The organism is Pseudomonas farsensis (assembly GCF_014268805.2).
In the GTDB taxonomy this organism is placed as follows: Bacteria; Pseudomonadota; Gammaproteobacteria; order Pseudomonadales; family Pseudomonadaceae; genus Aquipseudomonas; species Aquipseudomonas farsensis.
The window spans coordinates 616,991-633,436 of the sequence record NZ_JABWRF020000002.1 but is presented as its reverse complement, the minus strand read 5'-3'; the positions used below and the strand labels follow the sequence as shown (position 1 = coordinate 633,436).

General features: G+C 63.0%; 15 protein-coding genes. 9 read left to right on the top strand and 6 right to left on the bottom strand.

What is annotated here, in order from left to right; all coding sequences use genetic code 11:
* Positions 1–2 precede the first annotated feature (2 nt).
* The 4 genes from fmt to HU719_RS12225 are packed head-to-tail and all read left to right on the top strand — an operon-like array spanning position 3 to position 3,946.
* A complete protein-coding gene (gene fmt, locus HU719_RS12240) occupies positions 3–935 on the top strand; it encodes a methionyl-tRNA formyltransferase (RefSeq protein WP_186517643.1) in 933 nt (310 codons plus the stop codon).
* The gene (gene rsmB, locus HU719_RS12235; RefSeq protein ID WP_186534842.1) at positions 932–2,242 is read left to right on the top strand and encodes a 16S rRNA (cytosine(967)-C(5))-methyltransferase RsmB; all 1,311 of its coding nucleotides are present in this window, start codon (positions 932–934) and stop codon (positions 2,240–2,242) included. Before fmt ends, rsmB begins: the two co-directional genes overlap by 4 nt.
* 10 nt (positions 2,243–2,252) lie before the next feature.
* A complete protein-coding gene (gene trkA / locus HU719_RS12230) occupies positions 2,253–3,626 on the top strand; it encodes a Trk system potassium transporter TrkA (RefSeq protein WP_186517639.1) in 1,374 nt (457 codons plus the stop codon).
* A gap of 11 nt (positions 3,627–3,637) precedes the next feature.
* Entirely contained in the window at positions 3,638–3,946 is a 309-nt protein-coding gene (locus HU719_RS12225) for a tetratricopeptide repeat protein (RefSeq protein WP_186534843.1), read from the top strand.
* A gap of 108 nt (positions 3,947–4,054) precedes the next feature.
* Here HU719_RS12225 and HU719_RS12220 read toward each other — a convergent pair whose 3' ends face one another.
* Both HU719_RS12220 and HU719_RS12215 read right to left on the bottom strand, forming a co-directional pair.
* On the bottom strand, positions 4,055–4,942 hold the full coding sequence (locus tag HU719_RS12220; protein WP_186517635.1) for a lysophospholipid acyltransferase: 888 nt from the start codon (positions 4,940–4,942) through the stop codon (positions 4,055–4,057).
* A gap of 40 nt (positions 4,943–4,982) precedes the next feature.
* Entirely contained in the window at positions 4,983–5,534 is a 552-nt protein-coding gene (locus HU719_RS12215; protein WP_186517633.1) for a DNA-3-methyladenine glycosylase I, read from the bottom strand.
* Positions 5,535–5,617: 83 nt separating this feature from the next.
* Here HU719_RS12215 and glyQ point away from each other — a divergent pair, with 83 nt between their 5' ends.
* From glyQ to HU719_RS12195, 4 genes are all read left to right on the top strand, one after another.
* Complete coding sequence (gene glyQ / locus HU719_RS12210; RefSeq protein ID WP_043198565.1) at positions 5,618–6,565, top strand: glycine--tRNA ligase subunit alpha; 948 nt, start codon at positions 5,618–5,620, stop codon at positions 6,563–6,565.
* Complete coding sequence (glyS, locus tag HU719_RS12205; protein WP_186534844.1) at positions 6,562–8,616, top strand: glycine--tRNA ligase subunit beta; 2,055 nt, start codon at positions 6,562–6,564, stop codon at positions 8,614–8,616. Before glyQ ends, glyS begins: the two co-directional genes overlap by 4 nt.
* Positions 8,617–8,619: 3 nt before the next feature.
* Entirely contained in the window at positions 8,620–9,147 is a 528-nt protein-coding gene (gmhB, locus tag HU719_RS12200) for a D-glycero-beta-D-manno-heptose 1,7-bisphosphate 7-phosphatase (protein ID WP_186534845.1), read from the top strand.
* A 65-nt stretch (positions 9,148–9,212) separates the two neighbouring features.
* Positions 9,213–9,983, top strand: a complete 771-nt coding sequence (locus tag HU719_RS12195; protein ID WP_186517627.1) for a lysophospholipid acyltransferase family protein — start codon at positions 9,213–9,215, stop codon at positions 9,981–9,983.
* Positions 9,984–10,153: 170 nt separating this feature from the next.
* Here HU719_RS12195 and HU719_RS12190 read toward each other — a convergent pair whose 3' ends face one another.
* Together HU719_RS12190 and HU719_RS12185 are read right to left on the bottom strand one after the other, a co-directional pair.
* Positions 10,154–11,773 carry an MFS transporter gene (locus tag HU719_RS12190; RefSeq protein ID WP_186517625.1) on the bottom strand — a complete coding sequence of 540 codons (1,620 nt, stop codon included), beginning with the start codon at positions 11,771–11,773 and terminating at the stop codon, positions 10,154–10,156.
* 97 nt (positions 11,774–11,870) lie between these two features.
* Positions 11,871–13,520: a GMC family oxidoreductase gene (locus HU719_RS12185; protein WP_186534846.1), complete on the bottom strand. Its 1,650-nt coding sequence runs from the start codon at positions 13,518–13,520 to the stop codon at positions 11,871–11,873.
* 170 nt (positions 13,521–13,690) lie between these two features.
* Between HU719_RS12185 and HU719_RS12180 the strand changes: the two genes are divergently transcribed.
* Positions 13,691–14,578, top strand: coding sequence for a LysR family transcriptional regulator (locus tag HU719_RS12180; RefSeq protein WP_186517621.1), 888 nt, complete (start codon positions 13,691–13,693; stop codon positions 14,576–14,578).
* Here the strand turns inward: HU719_RS12180 and HU719_RS12175 are convergent.
* Together HU719_RS12175 and HU719_RS12170 are read right to left on the bottom strand one after the other, a co-directional pair.
* Positions 14,567–15,385, bottom strand: a complete 819-nt coding sequence (locus HU719_RS12175; RefSeq protein ID WP_186517619.1) for a TSUP family transporter — start codon at positions 15,383–15,385, stop codon at positions 14,567–14,569. The two genes, HU719_RS12180 and HU719_RS12175, sit on opposite strands and share 12 nt — an antisense overlap.
* Positions 15,386–15,431: 46 nt before the next feature.
* Positions 15,432–16,316 (bottom strand): MBL fold metallo-hydrolase, encoded by an 885-nt coding sequence (locus tag HU719_RS12170; protein WP_186534847.1) that lies wholly within the window; start codon positions 16,314–16,316, stop codon positions 15,432–15,434.
* Positions 16,317–16,446: the final 130 nt, after the last annotated feature.

Genomic DNA, 16,446 nt, shown 5'->3' with positions numbered 1-16,446 from the left:
CCATGCGCATCGTCTTTGCAGGCACCCCAGAGTTTGCCGCCGAACACCTCAAGGCCTTGCTCGACAGCCCCTACCAGATCGTGGCCGTCTACACCCAGCCCGACCGCCCAGCAGGGCGTGGCCAGAAGCTCATGCCGAGTGCGGTCAAGGCACTGGCCGTGGCCCACGGCATCCCGGTGCTGCAGCCGCCAACCCTGCGCAATGCCGAGGCCCAGGCCGAACTCGCGGCACTGCAGCCGGACCTGATGGTAGTGGTCGCCTATGGTTTGATCCTGCCGCAGGCGGTGCTGGATATCCCGCGCCTGGGCTGCATCAATAGCCACGCCTCGCTGCTGCCACGCTGGCGCGGTGCTGCGCCGATCCAGCGCGCCGTCGAAGCCGGCGATGCCGAGAGCGGCGTTACCGTGATGCGCATGGAAGCCGGCCTGGACACAGGCCCCATGCTGCTCAAGGTGGTCACCCCAATCACCAGCGATGACACCGGTGGCAGCTTGCATGACCGCCTCGCGCAAATGGGCCCGCCAGCGGTGGTGCAAGCCATCGCGGGCCTGGCCGACGGCAGCCTGCACGGCGAAGTGCAGGACGACGCCCTGGCCACTTATGCACACAAGCTGAACAAGGACGAGGCGCGCATCGACTGGAGCCGCCCGGCCATCGAGCTTGAGCGCCTGATCCGCGCCTTCAACCCGTGGCCGGTGTGCCACAGCACATTGGATGGCGAGAGCGTCAAAGTGCTGGCCGCAAGCCTGGCCAGCGGCCACGGCGCACCGGGCGAAATCCTCAGCGCCAGCAAAGACGGCCTGGTGGTGGCCTGTGGTGACCAGGCGCTCAGCCTGACCCGCCTGCAATTGCCCGGCGGCAAGGCGCTGAACTTCAGTGACCTGTTCAACAGCCGCCGCGAGAAGTTCGCCAGCGGCAAGGTACTTGGCCAATGAACCCGCGCCTCGCCGCCGCCCGCGCCCTGGCAGCTGTCCTCAGCGGCAAGGCTTCGCTGAACAGCTCGCTGCCGGCGCAGTTGGACAAAGTCGATGAACGCGACCGTGGCCTGACCCAGGACTTGGCCTTCGGCACCGCCCGCTGGCAGCCGCGCCTGGACCTGTTGGCCGCGCAACTGCTGCAGAAGCCTTTCAAAGCCGCCGACGCCGATGTGCAGGCGCTGCTGCTGGTGGGTTTGTACCAGCTGTTCTACACCCGTATTCCGGCCCACGCCGCCATCGGCGAAACCGTGGGCTGCGCCGACAAGCTGAAAAAGCCGTGGGCCAAGGCGTTGCTCAATGCCGTGCTGCGCCGCGCCCAGCGCGAAGGCCAGGAGCTGCTGGCCAGCATGGAGCGCGATCCGGTGGTGCGCACCGCTCACCCGCGCTGGCTGCAAAAGTCGCTCAAGGCGTTCTGGCCTGAGCAGTGGGAAGCCATCTGCGCCGCCAACAACGCGCACCCGCCGATGATCCTGCGGGTCAACCGCCGCCACCACAGCCGCGATACGTACCTGGCGCTGCTGGCCGAAGCCGGCATCGGCGCCAGCGCCTGCCAGTACAGCCGTGACGGCATCGTGCTGGCCGAAGCCTGCGACGTTCGCGGCCTGCCGGGCTTTGCCGAAGGCTGGGTGAGCGTGCAGGACGAAGCCGCGCAGTTGTCTGCCGACCTGCTCGAACTGGCCCCCGGCCAGCGCGTGCTCGACGCCTGCTGTGCACCCGGCGGCAAGACCTGCCACCTGCTCGAAGCCGAAGCGGGCCTGGCGCAGATGGTCGCCATCGACCTCGAAGCCAAGCGCCTGACCCGCGTGCGCGAAAACCTCGAGCGCCTGCAACTGGACGCCGAGCTGATCGCCTGCGACGCTCGCGACACGGCCAGCTGGTGGGACGGCAAACAGTTCCAGCGCATTCTGCTGGACGCCCCGTGCTCGGCCACCGGCGTCATCCGCCGCCACCCCGACATCAAGCTGACCCGCCAGGCCGACGACATCCCGGCCCTGGCCGCGCTGCAAGGCGAGCTGCTCGACGCGTTGTGGCCGACGCTTGAAGTAGGCGGCATCCTGCTGTACGCCACCTGCTCGAGCCTGCCCACCGAGAACACCGAGGTGATCGCCGCCTTCCTCGCCCGCACCCCCGGTGCCCGCGAGCTGGACCTGGCCACCGAAGCCGGCCTGCGCCAGCCCCACGGCCGGCAGTTGCTGGCCCAGGAAGGCGGCCACGACGGTTTCTACTATGCCAAGCTGATCAAGATCGCCGCCTCGCGCGGGTAGGGAGTAGCCGATGAAGATCATCATCCTCGGCGCAGGGCAGGTGGGCGGCACGCTGGCCGAACACCTGGCCAGCGAAGCCAACGACATTACCGTGGTGGATACCGATGGCGACCGCCTGCGCGACCTGGGCGACCGCCTCGACATCCGCACCGTGCAGGGCCGTGGCTCGCTGCCGACGGTGCTGCGCCAGGCTGGCGCCGACGACGCCGACATGCTGGTGGCGGTGACCAACAGCGACGAAACCAACATGGTTGCCTGCCAGGTGGCGTATTCGCTGTTCCACACCCCGACCAAGATCGCCCGCGTGCGCGAAACGGCCTACCTCACCCGCGAGGAGCTGTTCGACAACGACCACATCCCGGTCGATGTGCTGATCAGCCCGGAACAGGTGGTGACCAACTACATCAAGCGCCTGATCGAGCACCCAGGCGCGCTGCAGGTCATCGACTTCGCCGAGGGCAAGGCGCAACTGGTGGCAGTCAAGGCGTACTACGGCGGCCCGCTGGTGGGCCAGCAACTGCGCCAGATCCGCGCCCACATGCCCAACGTCGACACCCGCGTGGCGGCGATCTTCCGCCGCGACCGGCCGATCAAGCCGCAAGGCGACACGGTGATCGAGGCCGATGACGAGGTGTTCTTCATTGCTGCCAAGAAGGACATCCGTGCGGTCATGGGCGAGCTGCGGCGCATCGACGAAACCAACAAGCGGGTGGTGATCGCCGGTGGCGGGCAGATTGGCGAGCGCCTGGCCGAGGCCATCGAAAGCCGCTACCAGGTGAAGATCATCGAGATGAACCCGGCCCGCTGCCGGCAGCTGTCCGACACCCTGGAAAGCACCGTGGTATTGCAGGGCAGCGCTTCGGACAAGGACCTGATGCTCGAAGAGAACATCGCCGATGCCGATATCTTCCTGGCCCTGACCAACGATGACGAAGCCAACATCATGTCGTCGTTGCTGGCCAAGCGCCTGGGCGCGCGCAAGGTGATGACCATCATCAACAACCCGGCCTACGTCGACCTGGTGCAGGGCGGCGAAATCGACATCGCCATCAGCCCGCAGCTGGCCACCATCGGCACGCTGCTGGCGCACGTGCGCCGTGGCGATATCGTCAGCGTGCACTCCCTGCGCAGGGGAGCCGCCGAGGCCATCGAGGCGGTTGCCCATGGTGATTCGAAGTCGAGCAAGGTGATCGGCAAGGCCATCGAGAACATCGACCTGCCGCCGGGCACCACCATCGGCGCGATCATCCGCGAAGACCAGGTGATGATCGCCCACGACGCCACGGTGATCGAATCGGGGGACCATGTGATTCTATTCGTTGTGGATAAAAAGCATATTCGCGATGTGGAGAAGCTGTTCCACGTCGGCTTGAGTTTCTTCTAGGAGAAGACCGCATGCGCGAGTCGCTGGAAAAGATGCTGGCCAAGGGTGTGGATAACCCGCTGCTGCGCTTCGGCCTGGGCAAGGCCTGGCTGGACGAGGGCGATGGCGCACAGGCGGCGCTGCACCTGGCGCAGTGCGTCGCGCAGGACCCGAAGTACTCGGCGGCCTGGAAGCTGCTGGGCAAGGCGCATCAGTTGCAGGGCGACCTGGCGGCGGCGCGCAAGGCCTGGCAGGAAGGGCTTGCAGCGGCGCAGGCCCATGGCGACAAGCAGGCCGAGAAAGAGATGACGGTATTCTTGAAGAAGCTCGATAAGGTTTGAGATGGCCGGGGCTGCCTTGCAGCCCTTTCGCGACACAAGGCCGCTCCTACAGGTCATCCGTAGGAGCGGCCTTGTGTCGCGAAAGGGGCGCACAGCGCCCCCACACTCTCAGTACCAGCGCGCCTCGCCCGCCGGGCGCTTCTTGAAGCGCTTCATGCTCCACATGTACTGGCTCGGGTACTCGCGCACATAACGCTCGACCACCTTGCTCATCGCCGCCGCCGATTCGGTGACGTCAAGGCTGTACATCGCCTCGGGCGCTGCCTCCAGAATGACCCGGAACCCCGACCCATCCGGCAGGCGCAGGGCATGCAGGAACACCCCCACCGCCTTGCCACCGGCCAGCATGTTCGGCACAAACTTGCTGGTCAGCGCCTGGGTGCCGAGAAACGGCACGAACACACCCGCCGACTCCGCAGGCTCCGGGTCGGCCGGAATACCTACCTGGCCACCACGGCGCACTTCCTTGATGATGCTGAGGATGCCTTCCTTGGTCGACGGCGCCACACGGTTGCCCATCTGCACCCGCTGCTCGCGCAGCAGGTCATCCACCGCCTTGAGCTTGGGCGGGCGGAAGAAGATGATCGGTTTGCACTGGCTGCAATAGAAGTGGTTGAGCACCTCCCAGTTGCCCAGATGGCTGGTAATGCCGACCACGCCCTTGCCCGAGGCCAGCGCCTGCTCCAGCACTTCCAGGCCGTGCACCTCCTTGACCAACTCCAGCGAGCGCTGCGGCGGCCAGATCCAGGCACAAGCGCTTTCGACGAACGACTTGCCGATGTCACGCAGCGCCTTGCCAACCAGGCGCTCACGCTCGGCCGGGTTCATTTCGGGGAAGCACTTGGCCAGGTTGATACGCACCACGTTGCGCGAACCGTTGGGGATTTTCCACATCAGCCAGCCGATACCGGCGCCGACGCGCTGCACCGCGCCCCAGGGCAGCTTGGCAAACAGACGCAGCACCCCGACCATCAGGGCGCCCTTGAACTTTTCCACAGGCAATTCCTTATTTCAGCAAGGCGCGCATTGTACCGCGTCAACGCGCCAGCGCGGCGTAGCGATCACAGTCGGTGGTGTGGTCCATGACCATCCCGGTCGCCTGCATGAAGGCGTAGCAGATGGTCGGCCCAACGAAGGTGAAGCCGGCTTTCTGCAAGGCCTTGCTCATCGCCTTGGCCTCGTCGGTGACCGCCGGCACGTCGCTGCGGCCAGTGAAGTGGTTGACCTTGGGCACGCCGCCCACGAACGACCACAGCCATTCGGACGGGTTATCCACAGCCAGCCACGCCTGCGCATTGCGCCGCACGGCCTTGAGTTTCAGGCGGTTACGGATGATGCCGGCGTCGAGCATCAATGCTTCGATGCGTTCATCACTGAGCTGCGCCAACTTGGCCGGGTCGAAGCCGTCCAGCACCTGGCGATAACGCTCGCGCTTGCGCAGGACGGTGATCCACGAAAGGCCCGCCTGGAACCCTTCGAGCAAAAGCATCTCGAAGAGCAACGCCGGGTCACGCTGCGGCGTTCCCCACTCCTGATCGTGGTAGGCCTGGTACAACGGGTCGTCGGAACACCAAAAGCAGCGTGGCATAAGGCTCCAATGAGTAGAGGGCGAAGCGAATCGGGTTATACTCCCGCTCTTTACATCCGCATCCCCAGATACAGGTGAATTTCGTGAGCCAGCCTACGCCAGCCGTGCGTACCTTCCAAGACCTGATCCTCGCCCTGCAGAACTACTGGGCAGCTCAAGGTTGTGTGGTGCTTCAGCCCTACGATATGGAAGTAGGCGCCGGCACTTTCCATACCGCGACATTCCTGCGCGCCGTCGGCCCAGAAACCTGGAACGCCGCCTATGTGCAGCCAAGCCGTCGCCCCGCCGACGGGCGGTATGGCGAAAACCCTAACCGCCTGCAGCACTACTACCAGTTCCAGGTAGTGCTCAAACCGAACCCGGCCAACTTCCAGGAGCTGTACCTCGGCTCGCTGAAAGCCATCGGCCTGGATCCGCTGGTTCACGATATCCGCTTCGTCGAAGACAACTGGGAATCGCCGACCCTCGGCGCCTGGGGTCTGGGCTGGGAAATCTGGCTCAACGGCATGGAGGTGACGCAGTTCACCTACTTCCAGCAAGTGGGCGGCATCGAGTGCTACCCGGTTACCGGTGAAATTACCTATGGCCTGGAACGCCTGGCCATGTACATCCAGGGTGTCGATTCGGTGTACGACCTGGTGTGGGCCGACGGCCCGTTCGGCAAGGTCACCTATGGCGATGTGTTCCACCAGAACGAAGTGGAGCAGTCGACCTACAACTTCGAGCACGCCAACGTCGAGAAGCTGTTCGAACTGTTCGACTTCTATGAAAGCGAAGCCAACCGCCTGATCAAGCTCGACCTGCCGCTGCCGACCTACGAAATGGTGCTGAAGGCGTCGCACACCTTCAACCTGCTCGATGCCCGCCGCGCCATCTCGGTGACCGAGCGCCAGCGCTACATCCTGCGCGTACGCACCCTGGCCCGTGACGTGGCGCAAAGCTATCTGCAAGCCCGCGCACGCATGGGCTTCCCGATGGCCACCCCTGAACTGCGTGACGAAGTGTTGGCTAAGCTGGAGGCTGCACAATGAGTGCTCAAGATTTCCTGGTTGAACTGGGCACCGAAGAGCTGCCACCCAAGGCCCTGGCAACCCTCGGCGATGCGTTCCTCGCCGGCATCGAAAAAGGCCTGCAGGCCGCTGGCCTGAACTACACCGGCAAGCAGGTCTACGCCGCACCACGCCGCCTGGCTGTGCTGATCCGCCAGCTCGACGTGCAACAGCCGGACCGCAGCATCAACATCGACGGCCCGCCCCTGCAAGCGGCGTTCAACGCCGAAGGGCAGCCAACCCAGGCCGCCCTTGGCTTTGCCAAAAAGTGCGGGGTAGAGCTGGCCGATATCGACCAGAGCGGCCCGAAACTGCGTTTCTCGCAGCACATTCCAGGCAAGGCCACCAGCAGCTTGCTGCCGACCATCGTCGAAGATTCGCTCAACGACCTGCCGATCCCCAAGCGCATGCGCTGGGCCGCCAGCCGTGAAGAGTTCGTGCGCCCAACCCAGTGGCTGGTAATGCTGCTTGGCGATCACGTCGTCGATTGCACCATCCTGTCGCAGAAAGCCGGCCGTGAATCCCGTGGCCACCGCTTCCACCACCCGGAAAACGTGCGCATCAGCGCGCCGGCCAACTATGTCGAAGACCTGCGCAAAGCCTACGTGCTGGCCGACTTCGCCGAGCGTCGCGAGCTGATCAGCAAGCGTACCGCAGAGCTGGCCATGCAGCAGGAAGGCAGCGCCATCGTGCCGCCGGCACTGCTGGACGAAGTCACCGCGCTGGTCGAGTGGCCGGTGCCGCTGGTGTGCTCCTTCGAGGAGCGTTTCCTCGAGGTGCCGCAAGAAGCCCTGATTACCACCATGCAGGACAACCAGAAGTACTTCTGCCTGCTGGACAGCGAAGGCAAGCTGCTGCCGCGCTTCATTACCGTGGCCAACGTCGAAAGCCGTGACCCACAGCAGATCGTGCAAGGTAACGAAAAAGTCGTGCGCCCACGCCTGACCGACGCCGAGTTCTTCTTCAAGCAGGACAAGAAGCAGCCTCTGGCAACCTTCAACGAGCGCCTGAAGAACGTGGTGTTCCAGGCCCAGCTGGGTACGGTCTACGAGAAAGCCGAGCGTATCTCGCGCCTGGCCGCCTTCATTGCCCCGTACATCGGTGGCAACGCCACCAACGCCGGGCGTGCAGGCCTGCTGTCCAAGTGCGACCTGGCCACCGAAATGGTCGGCGAGTTCCCAGAAATGCAGGGCGTGGCCGGCTACTACTACGCCCTCAACGATGGCGAGCAGGAAGACGTCGCACTGGCGCTGAACGAGCAGTACATGCCGCGTGGTGCTGGCGCCGAGCTGCCGCAGACCCTCACCGGTGCTGCCGTAGCCATTGCCGACAAGCTCGACACCTTGGTTGGCATCTTCGGCATCGGCATGCTGCCTACCGGCAGCAAAGACCCGTACGCCCTGCGCCGTGCAGCCCTCGGTGTACTGCGCATCCTCATCGACAAGCAGCTCGACCTCGACCTGGCCGTGGCCGTTGAGTTCGCGGTCAAGCAGTTTGGCGCCAAGGTCAAGGCTGCCGGCCTTGCCGAGCAGGTACTGGAGTTCATCTTCGACCGCCTGCGTGCGCGTTACGAAGACGAAGGTATCGATGTCGCCACCTACCTGTCGGTACGTGCCCTGAAGCCGGGTTCTGCCCTGGACTTCGACCAGCGCGTGCAAGCGGTGCAGGCGTTCCGCAAGCTGCCAGAAGCCGACACCCTGGCCGCTGCGAACAAGCGTGTATCGAACCTGCTGAGCAAGGCCGAAGGCGCTATCGCCGAGCAGGTCGAGCCGAAGTACTTCGACAATGCCAACGAGTTCTCGCTGTACTCGGCCATCCAGCAAGCCGACCACGCCGTGCAGCCGATGGCTGCTGCGCGCCAGTACAACGAGGCGCTGACCCGCCTGGCGGCCCTGCGTGACCCGGTCGATGCCTTCTTCGAGGCGGTGCTGGTGAACGCCGAAGATGCCAAGGTGCGTGCCAACCGTTATGCCCTGCTCAGCCGCCTGCGCGGTCTGTTCCTGGGCGTTGCCGACATTTCGCTGCTGGGGTAAGCCTTGAAACTGCTGATTCTCGATCGGGACGGGGTGATCAACTTCGACTCCGACGCCTACATCAAGACGCTGGAAGAATGGCTGCCCATTCCCGGCTCGGTCGAAGCGATTGCGCAGTTGAGCAAAGCCGGCTGGACGGTGGCAGTTGCCACCAACCAGTCCGGCATTGCCCGTGGCTATTATCCACTGGCCACCCTCGATGCCATGCATGCGCGTCTGCGCGAGCTGGTGGCTGGCCACGGCGGTGAAGTGGGTCATATTGTGTATTGCCCGCATGGGCCCGACGAAGGCTGCGCTTGCCGCAAGCCCAAGCCGGGCATGCTGCTGGCGATTGCCGAGCATTACCAGGTGCCATTGGCCGGCGTGTGGTTCGTCGGTGACAGCAAAGGTGACCTGCAGGCGGCGCTGGCCGTCGATGCACAGCCGGTGTTGGTGAAAACCGGCAAGGGCGAGAAAACCCTCGAAAACGGCGTGCCTGAAAACACGCTGGTTTTCGACGATCTGGCGGCTGTTGCCAGAGCACTCATTTAAAGCGGTGCGCCGGTGCGGCGTACCTTTCATCAGGCGGGCGATGCCCCGCAACGGTAAATGCCACTATGTCGATCCTGCAGGCGATCAGAATCTTTCTTTTTTACCTGCTGTTGGGTACCAGCTCGATGCTCTGGTGCTCGCTGAGCTTTTTCATCGCGCCGTTTTTGCCGTTCCCCAAGCGCTATCGGTTCATTAACGTGTACTGGTGCCGTTGTGCGTTGTTTCTGGCGCGCACCATCCTGGGCATCCGCTACACCGTGACCGGCGCCGAGAACGTGCCAGAACAGCCCTGCGTGATTCTGTCCAATCACCAGAGCACCTGGGAGACGTTCTTCCTGTCGGCGTATTTCTCGCCCCTGAGCCAGGTGCTCAAGCGCGAACTGCTGTACATGCCGTTCTTCGGCTGGGCGATGGCCATGCTGCGGCCGATCGCCATCGACCGCAACAACCCGAAAGAAGCCCTGCGCCAGGTCGCAAGCCAAGGTGACGAACTGCTCAAGCAGGGCACCTGGGTACTGATTTTCCCTGAGGGCACCCGTGTGCCTTACGGCCAGATCGGCAAGTTCTCCCGCGGCGGTACTGCGCTTGCGGTAAATGCCGGTTTGCCCGTGCTGCCCATCGCCCACAACGCCGGCAAGTTCTGGCCACGTGAAGGGTGGGGCAAGCGCCCGGGCACCATCGAGATCGTGATCGGCGAACCGATGTATGCCGAAGGCACCGGGCCCCGCGCAATTGCGGCTCTGAACGAGCGCGCCCAGGCCTGGAACGAAGCCACCCAGCGGGCCATGGGCGCGTTGCCGCCAGTGCCTGAAAACGCCGAGCAGAACATCGCCTGACGACCTGTGGATAAGGTGTTAGCAATTTTTGGATTAAATGCCTGAATTGCTACCTAAGTGATTGAAATAAAACGTTATTTCTCAAATCGTAAATTTTCGGAAAATCGTGCATAAGTTTTTTTGCGCGATAAAAAAACCGGCTTTTAAGCCGGTTTTTTTGTGCGCTGCATTTATACCTTGTCGATATCCACATCCTTGGTTTCTTTAAGGCAGAAGATCCCCACCACCAGGCTCACCCCGGTGATCAAGATCGGGTACCACAGCCCGTAGAAGATATCCCCTGTGTACACCACCAGCGCGAAGGAGACCGTCGGCAGGAAGCCGCCAAACCAGCCGTTGCCGATGTGGTAGGGCAGGGACATCGAGGTATAGCGGATGCGTGTGGGGAACAATTCGACCATCACCGCGGCCAGTGGCCCGTAAGTCATGGTGGCGATCAGGATCATGGCGACAATCAGCACCACCACCATCACCTGATTTACCTGCGCTGGGTCCGCCTTGGCCGGGTAGCCCGCAGCCTCGATGGCGCTGCGCATGGCTGCTTCGTCAAAACCGTTGATGGTCTTGTCACCGATGCTCACGCTGACATCGTTACCGGCAACCGCGACCGAGCTATACGGCAGGCCTTGCTTGACCAGGAACGTCTTGACCTTGTCGCACGGGCTGTCGAAGCGCGCCTTGCCCACCGGGTCGAACTGGAAGGTGCAGCCTTGTGGGTTGGCGTTGACCACAATCGGTGCCTGGCGGCTGGCCGCGTCGATCTGTGGGTTGGCGTAGTGGCTCAGGGCCTTGAACATCGGGAAGTAGCACACCGTGGCCAGCAGCAGGCCAATCATCAGGATCGGTTTACGCCCGACCCGGTCCGACAGCCAACCAAAGAACACGAAGAACGGCGCGCCAATCACCACGCTGATAATCAGCAGGGTATTCGCCTGGGCCGGGTCGACCTTGAGCATCTGTGTCATGAAGAACAGCACGTAGAACTGCGCGGTGTAGAAGGTCACCGCTTGGCCTGCGTTGATACTGAACAGCGCCGTCAGCACCACCTTGAGGTTTGGCCACGAGGTGAACGACTCACGGATCGGCGCCTTGCTCACCTTGCCTTGGGCTTTCATTTTCACGAAGGCCGGCGACTCGTGCATGCTCATGCGGATCCAGGTCGAGATCGCCAGCAGGAAGATCGACAGCAGGAACGGCAGGCGCCAGCCCCAGGTCTCGAACTGATCACCGCTGATATACCGACTTGCCAACACCACGACCAGCGACAGCAGCAAGCCGAGCGTTGCGGTGGACTGGATGAACCCGGTGTAGAAGCCGCGCTTGCCATGCGGGGCATGCTCGGCAACATACGTTGCCGCGCCGCCGTACTCCCCCCCCAGCGCCAGGCCTTGAAGCATGCGCAGCACGACCAGAATGATCGGTGCGGCGATGCCGATGGTGGCGTAGGTAGGCAGCAACCCGACCGCGAAGGTCGACAGGCCCATCAGCACAATGGTGACCAGGAAGGTGTACTTGCGCCCGATCATGTCGCCCAAACGGCCGAATACCAATGCGCCGAACGGGCGCACCAGGAAGCCGGCAGCAAAGGCCATCAAGGCGAAGATGAAGGCGGTGGTGTCGTTGACGCCAGCAAAGAACTGCTTGCTGATGACCGCGGCCAGTGCGCCATAGAGAAAAAAGTCATACCACTCGAACACTGTCCCGAGGGATGACGCGAAGATGATCTTGCGTTCTTCACGGCGGCTTACGCTGCTGGCAGCAGCGCCTTGCTCTTGGATGTAGTCCGACATCGTTGCTGTCCTCGGCCCGCAGGCCACAGTGATTATTCTTGTTGTTCCACTGTCGACGGCCTTTGACCTCAGGCCATCGGTGTTGCACACACCCGGGTCAGGGCGTCGGTATCGCGCTGGTGTCGCTCAGCTGGGTCTGGGTATGCGCTCCCTTGAGGATCAATTGCGCCGCCTTCTCGGCGATCATCAATGTGGGTGAACAGGTATTGCCGGAAACAATCTGCGGCATGATCGAAGCGTCAGCCACCCGCAGCCCGGGGATACCGTGCACGCGCAGCTGGTTATCCACAACATCCAGCGCGCCACCGCCCATGCGGCAGGTGCCCACCGGGTGGAAGATGGTGGTGCCAATCTGCGCGGCGGCCTGGTGCAGTTCCTCTTCGGTTTGCAGCGCAGAACCGGGCAAGTATTCGCGTGGCTCGAACGCTGACAGGGCAGGGGCCTGAACGATACGCCGGGTGATGCGGATAGCGTCGGCTGCAACCTTCAGGTCAGCCGGGTCGCTCAAGTAGTTGGGGTCGATCAGCGGCGCGGCGTTCATGTCAGCTGACCGGATGTCGATGCGCCCACGGCTCGCCGGGCGCAAGTTGCACACCGACGCGGTGAATGCCGGGAAGCGGTGCAGGGGTTCGCCGAAGCGCTCAAGCGACAGCGGTTGCACGTGGTACTGCAAGTTGGCCGAGGCCTGTTCGGGGCCGGAACGCACGAACGCGCCCAACTGGCTCGGTGCCATGGCCAGCGGGCCAGTGCGGTCGTAAGCGTAGCGCAGGCCCATGCCCAGTTTGCCCCACAAACTGTTAGCCATCTGGTTCAGCGTGCGGGTGTTCTGGATCTGGTAGATAAGCCGTAGCTGCAGGTGGTCTTGCAGGTTGCCGCCCACCCCAGGCATGTCATGGCGAACGCCAATGCCAAGGTTCTCAAGCAGCGCCCGTGGGCCGATGCCTGAGCGTTGCAGAATACCGGGCGAACCCAGGGCGCCAGCACACAGGATGATTTCGCGGCGCGCGTCGAACTCGTGCCAGGCGCCTTGCCACAAAGCCTTCACTGCACGTGCGCGGGTGTTGTCGAGTAGTACCTGATCGACCTGCACACCGGTCAACACTGTGAGATTGGGGCGTTTCAGAATAGGCCGCAAGAACGCTTTGGCCGAGTTCCAACGCACTCCACTGCGTTGGTTGACCTGAAAGTATCCACAGCCTGCGTTGTCACCGGTATTGAAGTCGTCGATCTTGGCGATGCCGCTTTGTTCGGCAGCATCACGGAAAGCATCGAGAATCGGCCAGCTGTAGCGTTGTTGTTCGACCCGCCATTCACCTTCGCTGCCATGGCTGTCGCTGGCACCGGCAAAGTGGTTTTCGCTGGCCTTGAACAGCGGCAGCACATCCTTCCACCCCCACCCGTCGTTGCCTTGCTCAGCCCAACGGTCGTAGTCAGCCGCTTGGCCGCGCATGTAGATCATGCCGTTGATCGACGAACAGCCGCCAAGCACCTTGCCGCGCGGGTAACCGAGGGCACGGCCACTGAGGCCGGCTTGCGGCTCGGTCTTGAAGCACCAGTCGGTGCGTGGGTTACCAATGCAATACAGGTAACCAACGGGGACGTGAATCCAGGGGTAGTTGTCGCGCCCACCGGCTTCAAGCAGCAGGACACGGCAGGATGGGTCCGCAGACAAACGGTTGGCCAACAGGCAACCGGCGGGCCCGGCGCCTACGACCACGTAGTCGTACACAGAATCGGCTGATGGCATGTGCAACCTCGCGCCTGATTATTATTCTTGTCCCGGTCCATCTTATTGATTAATTTCGCGGAGGAAACACGAGATTTTGCGCAGCCGTTGTGCGTTTTAGCACAACGCAAACAGCCCAGAAGGGCGGTAGCCTCGCAACCGAGACCTGCCTGCACATCCAAGGACGCCGAATGTTTGACTGGAATGATCTGCGGTTTTTCCTCGAGTTGCAGCGCAGCGGCCGGCTGCTCACTGCCGCCAAACGCCTGAACACCACCCACAGCACCGTAGCCCGGCATATAGAAAGCATCGAGCAAAGCCTCGGCACCGCGCTGTTCGTGCAACATGCACAGGGTTATGAACTGACGCCGTCGGGCCAGGCACTGCTCAAGCATGCCGAAGCCATGGAGAACGCCGCGCTGCTGGCACAGGAAGAAATCACCCAGGCCATCACGCCGCTGGGCAAGATTCGCCTAGGGGTGACCGAGGGGATCGGCATCATGTTCTTCACTCCGCGCATGAACGCGCTGTTCGAGCGCTACCCTGGGCTTGAGGTGGAGTTGGTGGCGGTGCCGCGGTTTGTGAGCATTCTCAACCGCGAGGCCGAGATCAGCATCCACCTCGAACGCCCCAACGCGGACCTGCTGATTACCCGCAAACTCACCGACTACCGGCTGGCGCTGTATGCAAGCCAGGCCTACCTGGACCGCGCACCGCCCCTCAACAGCCGCGAAGACCTGGCGCGGCACAACTGGATTGGCTATGTCGATGACCTGCTGTTCAGCCAGGAGCTGCTGTTGCTCAACAGCTTCTGTCGGGCACCCAACGTGGTATTTCGCAGCACCAGCGTGATCGCCCAGCAAAAGGCGGCGCAAGCCGGGCTAGGTATTGCCGTGCTGCCCAACTACATGGCCAGGAACGACCCGAAGCTCATACGCGTGCTGCCCAGCGAAACCATCCAGCGCAGCTACTGGATTTGCACCCGCCGCGAGTTGCACAAGTCGGTGCGGCTGCGCGTGGTGTGGGACTACCTGCTGGCGGTGTGTGCAGCCGAACAGGGCGAGCTGTTAGCCGAGTAGCGTCTTGGCTGCCAGCAGCAGCGCAGCACCCATCCCTACCACCGCAAACAGCTGCTGCAAGCGCGGCCCGGCCAACTTGCTGGCCAGCGGGCGCGCCGACAGCAGGCCCAGCACTGCACCTGCAGCGAACGGCGCACCGACCTGCCAGTGCATCACCCCGGCAACACTTGCACTGATCACGCTACCGGTCGCGACCAAGGCGATCACCGCCAGCGACGTCGCGACGATGCTTTTCATGTCCAGGTTGGTGTAGCGGCTGAGCGCGGGAATAATCACGAAGCCTCCGCCAACGCCCAGCAGCCCGGAGAGCACCCCCGAGAGCATGCCGGTAAACGCCAGCGCCCGGGCGCAGGGCAGGGTCCAACGCAAGCGGCCCTGCAACGGGTTGAGTACGCAGGGCATCAGGTGCCGGTCACCGCACGGCGGCTGGCCGCGCAATTCGCGTGCGGCTTTGCGCCAGATGCGCAGGCAGGCGTACACCAGCACCGCAGCGAAACCAATGGCCAGCGGGGTGTTGGGCAGCTTATGGGCGAGTATCAACCCCAACGGTGTACAGGCAATACCGATCACCGCAATAAACAGTGCTGCCCGATAGCGCACCAACCCCTGGCGCAACCCGAGCCCGGCGCCGACAGCAGCGGCCATACCCACGGCCAGCAAGCCAACCGGCGCCGCCTCGACCATGCTCAGGCCCAACCCGAATACCAGCAGTGGCACTGCCAGTATGCCGCCACCGGCTCCCGTCAGCGCCAGAACCGCACCGATGATCGCGCCCAGCGCAGCGCCGAGCAGTTGCGTTTCAATCACTGCCGAACCTCAGGCTGGAGGGGAGGGCGCATGGTCCAGGCATCCTTTACAGCGTGTTCAAAGGGATCTTGAGGTAGCTCACGCCGTTTTCTTCAGGCTCGGGAAACTGCCCGCTGCGCATGTTGATCTGCACCGAAGGCAAGATCAGCACCGGCATATCGAGGGTGGCGTCACGCGCTTCGCGCATGGCCACAAAGCTGTCCTCGCTGATGCCTTGGTGAATATGGACATTGCTGGCGCGTTGCTCCGCGACTGTGGTGTGGTATTGCAGCTCACGCCCACCGGGCAAATAGTCGTGGCAGAGAAAAACCCGGGTCTGGTCCGGGAATGCCAACAGGCGCCTGATCGAACGGTACAACGTTCGCGCGCTGGCGCCGGGGAAGTCACAGCGCGCCGTGCCGTAGTCGGGCGAGAACAACGTGTCGCCAACAAACAGCGCTTTCTCGCCGGCGTCTTCCACCAGGTAGCTCATGCATGCCGGGGTGTGGCCGGGGGTGTGCAAAGCACGGGCATGGAGGTTTCCGATTCGGAAACCCTCCTCATCGACGAACAGCACATCGAACTGACTGCCGTCGCGGGAGAACCCTGGATCGGCGTTGAACAGCGTGCCGAAGGTTTTCTGCACCTGGGTAATCTGCGCACCAATACCAATATGCCCGCCGAGCTTTCCCTTGAGGTAGGCCGCTGCCGAGAGATGGTCGGCGTGGACATGGGTCTCGAGGATCCATTGCACCTTGGCGCCTAAGTGTTCCACAAGCGCGATCAAGCGATCAGCGGACGCACTGGAGGTCCGCCCGGATTTCGGATCGTAGTCCAGCACGCTATCAATCAATGCGCACTCTCGAGTCGCGGCGTCCATTACCAGGTAGCTGAGGGTCGAGGTTGCTTCGTCGTACAGTGCTTCGATGTGCAGGTTGTTACCGATGATCATCGCACTCTCCAGGTCTGCTGGGCCCATCTTTATAGCAGCAAGCTTTTCGTCAGCCAGTATGACATTGCATCGTTTACCAATAGCGATGTTCCACGTGGAACATTGATACCGAGCACGACAGGGCCGCTGT

Bases quoted from the DNA above. Each gene is read 5' to 3' on its own strand.
- fmt (WP_186517643.1), top strand. From the start codon at position 3: ATGCGCATCGTCTTTGCAGGCACCCCAGAGTTTGCCGCCGAACACCTC.
- HU719_RS12170 (WP_186534847.1), bottom strand. From the start codon at position 16,316: ATGATCATCGGTAACAACCTGCACATCGAAGCACTGTACGACGAAGCA.
- HU719_RS12215 (WP_186517633.1), bottom strand. From the start codon at position 5,534: ATGCCACGCTGCTTTTGGTGTTCCGACGACCCGTTGTACCAGGCCTAC.
- HU719_RS12195 (WP_186517627.1), top strand. From the start codon at position 9,213: ATGTCGATCCTGCAGGCGATCAGAATCTTTCTTTTTTACCTGCTGTTG.
- HU719_RS12180 (WP_186517621.1), top strand. From the start codon at position 13,691: ATGTTTGACTGGAATGATCTGCGGTTTTTCCTCGAGTTGCAGCGCAGC.
- glyS (WP_186534844.1), top strand. From the start codon at position 6,562: ATGAGTGCTCAAGATTTCCTGGTTGAACTGGGCACCGAAGAGCTGCCA.
- HU719_RS12185 (WP_186534846.1), bottom strand. From the start codon at position 13,520: ATGCCATCAGCCGATTCTGTGTACGACTACGTGGTCGTAGGCGCCGGG.
- rsmB (WP_186534842.1), top strand. From the start codon at position 932: ATGAACCCGCGCCTCGCCGCCGCCCGCGCCCTGGCAGCTGTCCTCAGC.
- trkA (WP_186517639.1), top strand. From the start codon at position 2,253: ATGAAGATCATCATCCTCGGCGCAGGGCAGGTGGGCGGCACGCTGGCC.
- HU719_RS12225 (WP_186534843.1), top strand. From the start codon at position 3,638: ATGCGCGAGTCGCTGGAAAAGATGCTGGCCAAGGGTGTGGATAACCCG.
- HU719_RS12190 (WP_186517625.1), bottom strand. From the start codon at position 11,773: ATGTCGGACTACATCCAAGAGCAAGGCGCTGCTGCCAGCAGCGTAAGC.